The 12,262-nt window shown below is 73.1% G+C and carries 14 protein-coding genes; 2 read left to right on the top strand and 12 right to left on the bottom strand.

From position 1 onward, the window contains the following. Window positions 1-33 precede the first annotated feature (33 nt). The 9 genes from ACZ6S4_RS36005 to ACZ6S4_RS35965 form a co-directional block, all read right to left on the bottom strand. Window positions 34-786, bottom strand: a complete 753-nt coding sequence (locus tag ACZ6S4_RS36005; RefSeq protein WP_465479192.1) for an urease accessory protein UreD — start codon at window positions 784-786, stop codon at window positions 34-36. Between the two features lie 22 nt (window positions 787-808). Beyond that, window positions 809-1,504: an urease accessory protein UreG gene (gene ureG, locus ACZ6S4_RS36000; protein WP_465479191.1), complete on the bottom strand. Its 696-nt coding sequence runs from the start codon at window positions 1,502-1,504 to the stop codon at window positions 809-811. 1 nt (window position 1,505) lies between these two features. Then, window positions 1,506-2,150, bottom strand: a complete 645-nt coding sequence (locus ACZ6S4_RS35995) for an urease accessory protein UreF (RefSeq protein WP_465479190.1) — start codon at window positions 2,148-2,150, stop codon at window positions 1,506-1,508. An 82-nt stretch (window positions 2,151-2,232) separates the two neighbouring features. Continuing rightward, window positions 2,233-3,951 carry an urease subunit alpha gene (locus tag ACZ6S4_RS35990; RefSeq protein WP_360829159.1) on the bottom strand — a complete coding sequence of 573 codons (1,719 nt, stop codon included), beginning with the start codon at window positions 3,949-3,951 and terminating at the stop codon, window positions 2,233-2,235. A gap of 64 nt (window positions 3,952-4,015) precedes the next feature. Continuing rightward, window positions 4,016-4,429, bottom strand: coding sequence for an urease subunit beta (locus tag ACZ6S4_RS35985; protein ID WP_465479189.1), 414 nt, complete (start codon window positions 4,427-4,429; stop codon window positions 4,016-4,018). 73 nt (window positions 4,430-4,502) lie between these two features. Further along, window positions 4,503-4,805 carry an urease subunit gamma gene (locus ACZ6S4_RS35980; protein ID WP_125806689.1) on the bottom strand — a complete coding sequence of 101 codons (303 nt, stop codon included), beginning with the start codon at window positions 4,803-4,805 and terminating at the stop codon, window positions 4,503-4,505. A 126-nt stretch (window positions 4,806-4,931) separates the two neighbouring features. Further along, window positions 4,932-5,915 (bottom strand): ABC transporter permease subunit, encoded by a 984-nt coding sequence (locus ACZ6S4_RS35975; protein WP_465479188.1) that lies wholly within the window; start codon window positions 5,913-5,915, stop codon window positions 4,932-4,934. Continuing rightward, window positions 5,912-6,817: an ABC transporter ATP-binding protein gene (locus ACZ6S4_RS35970; RefSeq protein ID WP_465479187.1), complete on the bottom strand. Its 906-nt coding sequence runs from the start codon at window positions 6,815-6,817 to the stop codon at window positions 5,912-5,914. The genes ACZ6S4_RS35975 and ACZ6S4_RS35970 overlap by 4 nt, the downstream gene beginning before the upstream one ends. Continuing rightward, window positions 6,814-7,203, bottom strand: coding sequence for a GntR family transcriptional regulator (locus tag ACZ6S4_RS35965; protein ID WP_433720008.1), 390 nt, complete (start codon window positions 7,201-7,203; stop codon window positions 6,814-6,816). Before ACZ6S4_RS35965 ends, ACZ6S4_RS35970 begins: the two co-directional genes overlap by 4 nt. A 100-nt stretch (window positions 7,204-7,303) precedes the next feature. Between ACZ6S4_RS35965 and ACZ6S4_RS35960 the strand changes: the two genes are divergently transcribed. Continuing rightward, window positions 7,304-8,038 (top strand): alpha/beta hydrolase, encoded by a 735-nt coding sequence (locus tag ACZ6S4_RS35960; RefSeq protein ID WP_465479186.1) that lies wholly within the window; start codon window positions 7,304-7,306, stop codon window positions 8,036-8,038. Here ACZ6S4_RS35960 and ACZ6S4_RS35955 read toward each other — a convergent pair. Genes ACZ6S4_RS35955 through ACZ6S4_RS35945 form a run of 3 tightly spaced genes read right to left on the bottom strand, consistent with a single transcriptional unit; the run spans window position 8,026 to window position 10,939 of the window. Further along, the gene (locus ACZ6S4_RS35955) at window positions 8,026-8,403 is read right to left on the bottom strand and encodes a RidA family protein (RefSeq protein ID WP_465479185.1); all 378 of its coding nucleotides are present in this window, start codon (window positions 8,401-8,403) and stop codon (window positions 8,026-8,028) included. The genes ACZ6S4_RS35960 and ACZ6S4_RS35955 overlap by 13 nt on opposite strands. Then, window positions 8,403-9,632: an amidohydrolase family protein gene (locus ACZ6S4_RS35950; protein ID WP_465479184.1), complete on the bottom strand. Its 1,230-nt coding sequence runs from the start codon at window positions 9,630-9,632 to the stop codon at window positions 8,403-8,405. The genes ACZ6S4_RS35955 and ACZ6S4_RS35950 overlap by 1 nt, the downstream gene beginning before the upstream one ends. Then, window positions 9,629-10,939, bottom strand: coding sequence for a MarR family transcriptional regulator (locus tag ACZ6S4_RS35945; protein ID WP_465479183.1), 1,311 nt, complete (start codon window positions 10,937-10,939; stop codon window positions 9,629-9,631). The genes ACZ6S4_RS35950 and ACZ6S4_RS35945 overlap by 4 nt, the downstream gene beginning before the upstream one ends. 92 nt (window positions 10,940-11,031) lie before the next feature. Here ACZ6S4_RS35945 and ACZ6S4_RS35940 point away from each other — a divergent pair, with 92 nt between their 5' ends. Further along, window positions 11,032-12,198 carry an alanine racemase gene (locus ACZ6S4_RS35940; protein ID WP_465479182.1) on the top strand — a complete coding sequence of 389 codons (1,167 nt, stop codon included), beginning with the start codon at window positions 11,032-11,034 and terminating at the stop codon, window positions 12,196-12,198. Window positions 12,199-12,262 lie beyond the last annotated feature (64 nt).

Genomic DNA, 12,262 nt, shown 5'->3' with positions numbered 1-12,262 from the left:
GGGCCGGGCGGCCGCTGCGCTCGGCAGGACGCTTCACACCGCGACGGGCAGCCGCCGCGGCTCGACGCAGAGCGGGTCCAAGGCCGCCCGGACCTGACGGATGTCGTGCCCGACGACGCTGCCCAGCATCCCCGGTCCGGCCAGCGGCATCAGAGCCGCGTCCCCGCCGAGCAGCGCGGCGTCCGGCAGCTCCGGACCGGCGAGGACGAGCGAACCCACCGCCCGGCCCCCACCGAGCACCGCCGCACCCGACCAGCCCGGTGCCCGGGGACCGACCTTCAGCTCGTGGCGGTACAGGGTGCTGCCGGCGTACCGGATGGTCAGGTCGGTGTGCACGTCGCCGGACGGCTCGTCGTGCCGCCCACAGACCAGGTCGTCGCGCCAGAGCAGGGTGCCGCCGGCCTTGACCTCGACCCGGGTGACCGCGTGGTGGTCGCAGCCGGCCGCCGCGATCAGCGGCTCCGGCAGCCACCGCAACGTCGCACCGGCCGCGACGAGCGCCCGGATCTCCAGCCGCGACGCCGGCGCATCCGGCCGCCCGGGCAGCGCGAGCTGCGCGGCCACACTGCGCACCTCCAGCCGCGCCCCCGGCCCGACCTCGATGTCCAGCCGCAGGTCGTCGCCCCGCAGCGGCCCGGCGGCCCCGCCGACGAGATGCACGGTGACCGCACCGCCGGTCCGTGGCCCGGTGCGGCGCAGCAACAGCGGCGACTCCCCGCGCAGCACCGCGAGCCGGGTGCCGCCCCGCCCGTCGGCTTCGGCGACGATCCGCGCCTCGGCCCGCATCAGCCCGCCATCCGGCAGCCCATCAGGCCGCGGGCACCCGGGCCGCGACCAGCGCGCGGATCCAGTCGGCGACCGGCGTGGCCGCCTTGTCCCCGACCAGCGACAGGAACACCGTCGGCAGCTCACCGCGCCGCGCCCGCGCATCCCGGTCCATCACCGCAAGGTCGGCCCCGACCAGCGGCGCGAGATCCGTCTTGTTGATCACCAGAAGATCGGCGGTCGTGACACCGGGCCCGCCCTTGCGCGGCACCTTGTCACCGCCGGCCACGTCGACCACGAAGATCTGCTGGTCGATCAGCCCCTTGCTGAACGTCGCGGTCAGGTTGTCCCCGCCGCTCTCCACGAGAACAAGGTCCAGCGGCCCGAGCGACGCCTCCAGATCCTCGACCGCGTCCAGGTTGGCGGAGATGTCGTCCCGGATCGCGGTGTGCGGGCAGCAGCCGGTCTCCACCGCGCGGATCCGGTCCGCCGGCAGCACCCCGTTGCGCAGCAGGAAATCGGCATCCTCGGTGGTGTAGATGTCGTTGGTCACCACCGCGAGCCGCAGCTCCGCGCCCAGCGCCCGGCACAGCGCCGCGACCAGCGCGGTCTTGCCGGAACCGACCGGCCCGCCGATGCCGATGCGCAGGGCCCGCGGGCCGGGGTGCAGCGGCGCATGCGGATCGACGCCGGGATCGGGATGGGTGTGAGGAACCTCGTCAGGACCGTGTTCGTGCACTTCAGGATGCAAAGAGACGCACCTCCCAGGTGGCGTGGAGCTCGGCGCCGATGTCGAGCAGCGGGGCGCCCGCGGCCGGCAGGGCGTCGACCGGGTCGTAGGCCCGGGCCGCGGCGTCCGCCGCGATCCGGTCGATCTCTGGTGCCAGCCCGGCGAGCAGGGCGTGCACCGCGTAGGGGTCCAGGCCGAGCAGCCGCACGGCCGCGCTGGCCGGCCCGCTCACGGCCCCGTGCGCCGCGGCCACAGCGGCCTCCAACGGCCCGAGCCCGGCGGCGGCGGCCACCGCCCCGAGCGCGACGGGATGGTGCGGCTCACGGCCGACGGCCGGCACCGGCCACATCGCCCGCCCGGCGCGCAACAGCGCCCGCCCTTGCGCCCGCGAGGCCCGCCGCAAGGCCGGCGACGGCGTCCGGGCGTCCAGCCCGTCATCAAGATCGGCGGATGCTCCGCTACGGGCACACGCCCCGGCCGCGAAAGCGGCGGATATCAGGCCAGTGGTGTGCAACCGGCCGCGCAGGAAGCCGTCGACGTCCCGGACCTCGCGCACCCGGCCGGCGGCGACCGCGGCCTCCAGCCCGCCGGAATGCGCGTGCCCGCCGGACGGCAACCGCCCGTCGGCCAGTACCAGCAACGTCGCGAGACTCATGCCGGGCACCCCGTCGCTCGCTCGGAGTGACCGCGCGCCCGGCCGGATCGGTGGTCCGCCAGTGGCGGGGGGCGATCGGGCATCAGAACAGGAAGTAGCGCTGGGCCATCGGGAGCTCGGTCACCGGGTCCGGCTCGATGACCTCGCCGTCGATGCGGACCGTGAAGGTGTCCGGCTCGACCTCGATGCGGGGCAGGGCGTCGTTGTGGGGCAGGTCCGCCTTGCCCACCGAGCGGGTGTCCGTCACCGGCACCAGCGCCCGCTTGACGCCGATGCGGTCGCCCAGCAGGGCGTCCAGGGCCGCCGGCGCCACGAAGGCCACCGAGGTCACCGACGGGACCACGCCGTAGGCACCGAACATCGGGCGGGGGAGCATCGGCTGGGGCGTGGGGATCGAGGCGTTGGCGTCGCCCATCTGGGCCGAGGCGATCATGCCGCCCTTGATCACCAGGGCCGGGCGGACGCCGAAGAACGCCGGGTCCCACAGGACCAGGTCGGCCAGTTTGCCCGGTTCGACCGAGCCCACCTGCTCGGCCATGCCGTGGGCCAGTGCCGGGCAGATCGTGTACTTGGCCACGTACCGTTTCGCCCTGAGGTTGTCCGCCGGGCCGTCGCCCGGCAGGGCGCCGCGGCGGGCCTTCATCACATGGGCGGTCTGCCAGGTGCGCATGATGACCTCGCCGACACGGCCCATCGCCTGCGAGTCGGAGCCGATCATCGAGATCGCGCCCAGGTCGTGCAGGAAGTCCTCGGCGGCCATCGTGGACGGGCGGATCCGGCTCTCCGCGAACGCCAGGTCCTCGGGCACCGAGGAGTTCAGGTGGTGGCAGACCATCAGCATGTCGAGATGCTCGCTGAGGGTGTTGCGGGTGTACGGCCGCGTCGGGTTGGTCGACGACGGCAGCACGTTGGGGTGCGAGGCGACCGTGATGATGTCCGGCGCGTGCCCGCCGCCGGCCCCTTCCGTGTGGTACGCGTGGATCGACCGTCCCCCGATCGCCCGCAGGGTCTCCTCGACGAAGCCGGCCTCGTTCAGGGTGTCGGTGTGGATGGCGACCTGCACCCCGGACGCGTCGGCGACCCGCAGCGCGGCGTCGATGACCGCGGGCGTGGTGCCCCAGTCCTCGTGCAGTTTGAAGCCGCCGGCCCCGCCGCGCAGCTGCTCCCACATCGACTCGCTCGACATGGTGTTGCCCTTGCCGAGCAGCAGCACGTTGATCGGCCAGTGGTCCAGGGACTCCAGCATCCGGGCCAGGTGCCAGGCGTTCGGGGTGACCGTGGTGGCCTTGGTGCCCTCGGCCGGGCCGGTGCCGCCACCGATGATCGTGGTGATGCCGCTGGCCAGCGCCGTGTCCAGGATGGTGGGGCTGATCAGGTGGACGTGGCTGTCGATGGCGCCCGCGGTGAGGATCTTGCCGTTGCCGGCGATGATCTCGGTGCCGGGGCCGATCACCAGGTCCGGGTGGACGCCGTCCATGGTGTCGGGGTTGCCGGCCTTGCCGAGCGCCACGATCCGGCCGTCGCGGATGCCGATGTCGGCCTTGACGATGCCCCAGTGGTCGAGCACCACCGCGCCGGTGATCACCGTGTCCGGGCTGCCCTCGGCGCGGGTGGCACGGGACTGGCCCATGGACTCGCGGATCACCTTGCCGCCGCCGAAGACGACCTCGTCGCCCGGCTGCGGCCCGGCGCTGCGGTCCTCCTCGATCTCGATCAGCAGGTTGGTGTCGGCGAGCCGGATGCGGTCGCCGGCGGTGGGGCCGTACAGGGCCGCGTAGCGGCCGCGGTCGAGTGTGGTCACGCCGTGGCCTCGCTGTGCTCCTGTTGGCTGCGCCGTCCCTGACGGCCTGGCTCGGCGGTTTGTTTCACCGGGGGCTCCCGTTCGACGGCTGGTCTTCTCCGGTGTCCTCGTCCAGCGAGCCGGCGGGCTCGATGTCGTCGGGGTCGGCGGGCGGCGGCTCGGGGGCCTTGTCCAGCGGGCCGCCGGCCAGGCCGCGCAGGCCGGGAACGATGCGGTGGCCGGTGAACGGGATCAGCTCGACGTCGCGGGGCATGCCCGGCTCGAAACGCACCGAGGTGCCGGCGGGCACGGCGAGCCGGTGCCCCCAGGCGGCCTCGCGGTCGAAGTCGAGGGCCGTGTTGGACTCGGCGAAGTGGTAGTGCGAGCCCACCTGCACGGGCCGGTCGCCGGTGTTGCGCACGGTCAGCGCGAGCACCGGCCGCCCGGCGTTGATCGTGATGTCACCGTCCCCGGCGATGATCTCCCCGGGCACGATCATGACCACGCCTCGCTTCGCTCGTTGCTGTCATGCCGCACCCAGGAGCTGAGCCGCCTGCGCTCGCTTCGCTCGCTCATGAAATCGGCCCGTGCACGGTGACCAGCTTGGTGCCGTCCGGGAAGGTTGCTTCGACCTGCACCTCGGCCAGCATCTCGGGCACGCCGTCCATGACGTCCGCGCGGGTCAGCACCCGCCGCCCGGCGTCCATGAGCTCGGCGACCGTACGCCCGTCCCGCGCGCCCTCCAGCAGAAAGGCCGTGATGATCGCGGTCGCCTCGGGGTGGTTCAGGCGCAGGCCGCGCTCCCGCCGGCGCCGGGCGACGTCCGCCGCGACGTGGATGAGCAGGCGTTCCTGCTCGTGCTGGCTGAGGAACAAAAGGAACCTCCCCTGAACGTCCAGCGATGTTTGCAGCTCGACGTTTCCGACGTGTTACCCCGCACCGCAGGCGTGATCATCCTGATGAGACCACGCCCGCGGGGAGAACGCCGGGGGAAACGCCGGTCAGCTGAGGCCGCGGGGGATGCGCCAGAAGGCGTACCCGGCCAGCAGCATGGCGAGCAGCAGGTAGATCCCGAACTCCAGCCACTGGAAGGTCCAGTACCGGTCGGCCGGCTGGTAGGTCAGCACGCTGTGCAGGTTCAGCGCCTCCAGGCAGGCCTTGTCCTTGGCGAAGTCGCCGTTGAAGCAGGCCTCGGTCGCCGCTTTGCCGGGCTGTCCGCCGGTGCTGTCGACCAGCGTCGCCTCGCTGGTCAACATCCAGGCGCCCGGCACGTCGTAGCCCTCCACCGACACCTTGCCCGTCTGGTCGAGCCACATGCCGTGTGCGCCGCCCGCGGTGAACTGCACGTTCTCGGTGATCGGCCCGGCCAGGTGCGGGCGGATGACGGTGGGCATCAGGATCTGGATCGCTGTGAAGGCGGCCAGCGTGACGGCCATCGCGATCACGGTCCGCTTGGTGAGCAGCCCGATGGTGATCCCGGCAACGACGGCGAACACGGCGTAGCCCAGCGGGGCCAGGTTGCGGGTGGGGAAGAACAGCGGGTCGAAGCGGTCATTGAGCGCCCGGTCGTACGGGCTGGCGGCCCAGGTGAAGAGCAGGCTGAGGGCACCGGTGAGGACCAGCGCGGCCAGCGTGACGAAGGACAGCTTGACCGCCAGCCACCGGGTCCGGGTGATGCTCTGGTTCCAGACCAGCCGGTGCGTGCCCGCCTCGAGCTCGCGGGCGATCAGCGGCGCGCCCCAGAACGCCCCGATGACGGCCGGGATCAGGATGATGAGGAAGCCGGTGAGCAGGAGGACGGAGAAGTACTTGTCCTTGAGCAGCTGGGTGCCAGAGTCCACCGAGCAGCCCGGGCAGCCGATGTTGGTGTCGTAGGCGCTGCGCAGCTGCAGGCCGAGGATCACGAGGTAGATGGCGAGGGCGCCGAGCGCGACGAGGGCCACCAGGGCCTGACCGCGGAACTGTCGCCAGGTCAGCCAGATCATCGGTGCGCCTCCAGGGACTGCGGGGTGAAACCGCCGACGGCACCGTGGGCGGCCCGGGTGAGATAGGCGAGGACCATGTCCTCCAGGCCGATGCTTTCGGCCTCGACAGGGAGCCCGGGCATCGCGCCGAGAGTGTCGTGCACGATCAGGGTGCTCTGCCGGTCGGTGTGCTCGGCCTGGATCACCTCGACGCCCGGTGGCAGAGTGTCGAGGTCGCCGCGGGCTGCGACCAGGCGGTAGTGGGCGGCGAGCAGGTCGTCGACGTCGCCGGCGAGCTGCACCCGGGCGGCGGTGAGCACGATCAGGTGGTCGCAGACCCGTTCCAGGTCGCTGAGCAGGTGCGACGACAGGATGACGCCGACCTCGAGCTCGGCGACGAACTCCATCAGGCTCTGCAGGAACGCGCGCCGGGCCAGCGGGTCCAGCGACGCCACCGGCTCGTCGAAGATCAGCAGCTCGGGCCGCTTGGCGGCGGCGATGGTCAGGGCCAGCTGGGCCCGCTGGCCGCCGGAGAGCCGGCCGGCCTTCTGGGCGGGATCGAGACCGACCTGGGCGACGCGCCCCTCCGCCAGCGCGTCGTCCCAGCCGGGGTTCAGCCGCCGGCCCAGCTGCAGGTGGTCGGCGACGGTCAGGCCGGCGTAGACCGGGGTGTCCTGGGCGACGAAGCCGATCCGGGCCAGCTGGACGGCGTCGGCGGCCGGGCGCGAGCCGAGCACCTCGATGGTGCCGGCCGTCGGCGTGATCATGCCGGCGGCGAGATTGAGCAATGTGGACTTGCCCGCACCGTTCGGCCCGACCAGCCCGACGACGCGGCCGGGGGGCACGGTCAATGTGACGTCGGTGAGGGCGGGCCGGTTGCCGTAGCTCTTGCTCAGTCCCTGGGTGCGCAGGACCGGATTCATGGGGTCACCTCGGTTGCCTTTCGGAATGTCGTCATGAACAGGGCCTCGATGCTGTCGGCGTCGAGCCCGGCCCGGTGGGCCTTCTCCAGCCAGCCGAGCAGCTCCCGGCGCAGCGGTTCGTGGGCCGCCAGCGAGTCGTCGGCCAGGCTGTGGGTCACGAAGGTGCCGAGCCCCGGGCGGGGAGTGACCAGGCCGAGATGTTCCAGCTCCCGGTAGGCCTTGAGCACCGTGTTGGGGTTGATCGCCAGCTTGGCCACGACCTCCTTGACCGTGGGGAGCTGGTCCCCGACGGACAGCAGACCGAGCCGCAGCGCCCGCTGCACCTGCTGCACGAGCTGCAGATACGGCGAGACGCCGGACCGGACGTCCAGGTGAAAGTCGATCACATGTTTCTCGCTTTAACTAGGCTACTAGCACTATAGAAAAAGTGACATCCCCGCTGTCAAGGGACGGTGCGGTCGCCGGGGCTTCGATAGCGTGCCGCGCATGGCTGAGACCCCGGAGTATCTGCGCCCGTTCGTCCTGTCACCGCCGGCCCGCGAGCCGGAGCGGACGGACACTGTGGACACTTACGGGCCCGACGGGGAGGGCCCGTTCCCGGTCGTCGTGGTGGTGCACGGGGCGCCGCTGCCGCCCGGGCTGGAGGCGCAGCCGCGGGACTGGCCGCTGTATCGCGGATACGGCCGGCTGCTGGCCGAGCAGGGGCTGCTCACGGCCGTGGTCGGCTATGAGCTGCCCATCACGCCGGGCCCGGACGGCCTCGTGCTGGACTACGCCACGGCGGCGGATCAGGTCGTCGCCGCCGTGGCGGCTGCCCGGGCCGACCCGCGCGCTGACGCGGACCGGGTGGTGCTGTGGTTCTTCTCCGGCGGGGCCATGCTCAGCGCCGGCTGGCTCCGCGACGCGCCCGCCTGGTTGCGCGGCATCGCCCTGACCTATCCGGTGGTGACCCCGCTGCCGGGCATGGTGGCCGCGCCGGGCTTCGCCGCACCGGCCGAGGCGGTCGGGCCGGGCGCCCCGCCGCTCCTGGTGACCCGGGTGGGCCGCGAGCACCCGGGCTTCGCCGCGGGGGTGGAGACGTTCCTGACCCGGGCCGGCGACGTCGAGCTCATCGAGGTGCCGAACGGGCAGCACAGCTTCGACATCGCCGACCACACCGAGGAGTCACGCGCCGCGGTGCGTCAGGCCGTCGAGTGGGTGCGCAAGCGTCAGGCGGTGTAGAGCACGGCGTCGATCTCGATGTCGAAGCCGACCAGCGGGACCGGCAGGGTGGTGCGCACCGGCAGGTGCTCACCCTTGATGTACTGCGGATAGATCTCGTTGAGCTCGGCGAAGTCGGCGAAGTCGCGCAGGTAGACGCCGACCCGGACGGCCTGGTCGAGGCTGCTGCCGGCCGCCTCGGCCACGGCGGCCAGGTTACGGAAGGCCGCGTGCGCCTGCTCGGCGAAGCTGCCGGTGACCCGGGTGCCGTCCGGCAGCGCCGGGACCGCGCCGGCCAGGTAGATGGTGTCGCCGGCGACGACGGCGTGCGAGTAGGGGCCGCCGGCGGGTGCGGCCTGGTCGGTGATGATGGCACGCTTCGGCATTACTGACTCCTCGGTGTCGGTCTCGGGAACTGTTCGGCCAGGCCGTCCGCGCCGACCAGCGGCGCGGTGAGCAGGGCGCGCAGGTCGCGCTCGCGGCGGGCGAGGGCGGCGCGCTGGGCGTCGGTCAGGGGGATCCACGGCGGGGTGGGCGGGCTCAGCCGGGGGATCATCCGGCGGCCGGCCACGTACGTCGCCTCGTTGACCAGCCGCAGCGGGGCGTGCCGGACCTGGCGGTGGGCGTCCACCACCTCGAAGGCGCCCTCCTCGATCCGGAACACGGCCAGGTCGGCGGGTGCGCCGGCGGTCAGCGTCCCGCCGGGGAGCCCCAGAGCACGGGCGGGCCGCACGGTGGCGGCGGCGAGCACCTCGGCCAGCGGCAGGCCGGCGGCGAGCAGTTTGGCCATCGTGGTCGGCAGGTCGAAGACCGGGCCGTGCACCGAACGGGCGTGCAGGTCGGTGGAGACCGTGTCCGGGGCCAGGCCCTCGGCGAGCTGCCGTTCGAGCACGTCGAACGCGAAACCGCCGGAGCCGTGGCCGATGTCGAGCAGCACGCCGCGTTCGCGGGCGGCGCGCACGGCCGGGCCCAGGGGAGCGGCGATGCCACTCGCGCAGTGCGTCACGATGTCGCCCGGGCGCAGCAGGCCGAGGACCTCGTCGAGCGCGGGTGGGGCCGTACCGATGTGGACCATGACCGGGATGCCGCAGGCCTGCGCCGCGGCCAGGCCGCGCCGCAGGGGTTCGACGCCGTGGTCACCGACGGTCTCGCGGTCGATGCGGACCTTGATGCCGCGGATCAGATCGCGGTGCGCCTGTACGGTGTCGATCGCCAGCGCGGTGTCGCAGTTGTCCAGGTCACGGCTCTCCCCGGTTCGCCCGGCCAGCCCCACCGCGGAGATGTTGAGCAGCGCCGGCACCCGCACGTCGGTGCCCGCCACCACCCGGCGCAGTCCGGCCAGGGTGTACGCCCCGGCCGACCCGGCGTCCACCCAGGTGGTGACGCCGGAGCGCCAGGCGATCGGATCCGGCTCGATGCCCCAGTAGCCCGGCCCGACGTGCGTGTGCAGGTCGACCAGGCCCGGGGTGACCAGCAGCCCCGCGACGTCCACCACCGTGCGGGCATCACCGGTCAGGCCCGCTCCCACGGCCGCGATGAGCCCGTCGCGCACCGCCACGTCGGCCGGTCCCGTCCCCGGCACCTCTCCGCCGGTGAACAGCAGGTCATAGGTCATGCCGCACCTTCGAGGGCCGCGGTGATGGCCAGCCGGTGGAGCCGGGTCGGCCGGCCCTTGCGGTGCACCTGCGAGCTGCCGTCGTCGACGGCCAGGCCGGCCTCGCTCAGCTTGCGGATGAGCCGCCGCCCGCTCGGGTCGGTGATCCCCAGCGACCGGGCCAGCTCGCTGGGCGAGACCGGCCGGCCGCCCAGGTTGCGTTCGATCGCGGCCAGCCGCGACAGCGTCGCCGGGCTCAGCCCGACCCGTCCGGCCAGCGCCTCGATGCCGCCGTGCTCGCGGTAGGTGTAGGCCAGCGGCGTCCCGCCGGCGCCCATCGGGCCGATCATCATGCCGTTGTCGGAGATCAGGTACGCGCCCGGCTCGGCGTCCTGCTCGGCCCGGGCGGCGGCCCGCTCGGCCAGCGTCACGCACAGCCGGGCCGAGTCGCCCAGCCCGAAGCCGGCCACCGCGCGGATGCCCAGGGTGTCGCGGGCCTCGGCGAGCACCGGCAGGCCCACCCACCGGTGGGTGACCGCCTCGAAGAGTGCCGCGTGCGCGAAGACCACGACGCCGCGCCGGCCCCGGTTGTCGATCCACGCGTCGGCGAAATCCGGGGTGTTGAGCAGCAGATGCAGCAACCCCACCCGGGCCCGGTCCAGGTCGGGGCTCTCCTCGGGCTTGGCGATCAGGAACACCCCGGCGGCGAAGCGCAGGCCGTCGGCCCGCTTGTGCCGGATGCGCAGGGCGAGCTCGTGCAGGTCGGCGCGGATCGTGCCGGGTGTGGCCAGGGCGTGCAGGACGGCGACGCTGCCGTCGAGGGCGGCGGCGACACCGGTACGGACGCTGATCACGTACGCGGCGCCGGTGCGGGACAGCTGCTCGCGGTGGAACGCGACGACGTCGGTCACCGGCTGTTCCGGCTCGAACGGCAGGCACGCGATCGCCTGCCGGTCCAGCTCCAGCGCGGTGGCCACCTCGTCGACGGTCTCCTGGGCGAACGTGTCGATGCTGACCGGGGTGGCCGGCCAGCCGTTGCCCCGGGCCCGCGACCAGGCCAGGGCCAGATCGAGCGCGGCCGAGCGGGTCACCGCGACCGGCAGCTCCGGCGGCAGCAGATCCCGGGACCGGGCGTACGGGACCAGCCCCAGCAGCAGCCCGTCCAGTCGTTCGGCCCGCAGCAGCCCGGCGACCCGTTCCCGGATCTGGTCCTCGCGCTCGTAGACCGACCAGGCGAACGTCACCCCGGTCAGGGTGCGGGCCGCCTCCTCGAACCGGGGACGGTGGCTCACGTGCAGCACCAGGCCGATCACCATCGCCGCCGGCACGCCTCGCCCCCCGCCGCACACCTAGTGGTTCGTAATTGGTCCGTAGTAGCGTGCGCGAAAGCGCCCCCCTGGTCAAGCTTGAGGAGACGGACATGACCCTCGACATCCCGGACGAGCTCATCGACTGGCGGGCCAAGGGCTTCTGGCTGCCGGCCGGCGAGGTCACCACCCGCGACTTCGCCGCTGCGCGGCATCACCTGTTCGACGGCTCGTTCACCTGGCCGCTGCTGGTGGTCCGGGACCCGGCGGTACGGGCGAACATCGCGACGATGGCCGCGTACGCCCAGCGGTACGGCTTCTCCTTCGCCCCGCACGCCAAGACGTCGATGGCCCCGACCCTGCTCGACGCGCAGCTGGCGGCGGGCGCGTGGGCGATGACCGTGGCGACGGCGAGCCAGGCCCTGGTGCTGCGCCGGCTCGGGGTGCCCCGGGTGCTGATCGCCAACGAGGTGCTGGACCCGACCGCGCTGCGCTGGCTGGCCGCCGAGTCCGCCGCCGGCTGGGAGGTGTTCCTCCAGGTCGACTCCGTGGCCGGGGTGCGGGCGGTGGCGGCCGCGGGCGGGTTGCCGGTGCTGGTCGAGCTCGGGCATCCGGGTGGGCGGACGGGCTGCCGTACCGTCGAGGAGGTTGTCGCCGTGGCCCGCGCGGCCGCCGCCGCGCCGGGGGTCTCGGTGCTCGGGGTGACGGCCTACGAAGGCGCGCTGCCGGATGTCGAGGCGGTGGACGCGTTCCTGGCGACGCTGGTCGAGGCGGCCCGGGCGGTCGCGGAGCTGGCCGGTCCCGAGGTGCTGGTCTCGGCCGGCGGCAGCGCCTGGTTCGACCGGGTGATCAAGGCGCTCGAGGGGCAGTGGCTGGACGGCCGCCGGGTCCGCGCGGTGTTGCGCAGCGGCGCCTCGGTGACCCACGACGACGGCTTCTACCGGGAGCGCACGCCGTTCAACCGCGAGCCGGGCGACGGGTCCCTGGCGGCCGCGCTGGAGATCTGGGCCCAGGTGCTGTCCACGCCGGAGCCCGGGCTGGCCATCGTGGGGATGGGCAAGCGGGACGCGCCCTTCGACGAGGGACTGCCGGTCACCGAGGGGCTGACCGTGACGAAGATGAACGACCACCACACGTACGTGACCGGCGGGTCACCGGCCGTCGGTGACCTGCTGCGCTTCGGTCTGTCGCACCCGTGCACCGCCTTCGACAAGTGGCGCTTCATCCCCGTGGTGGACGACGGGAACGTGGTCGTGGACGTGCTGCACACGTACTTCTGAGGGTTGACGGCCGGGGCTCCACACTCCACTCTGAGGACACTTCACCAACGAACTACTTACGAAC

The sequence above is a fragment of the Actinoplanes sp. NPDC051405 genome (assembly GCF_055586185.1).
Note: the sequence above shows the minus strand (reverse complement) of the source record. Positions and strands in the feature narration are given on the sequence as shown.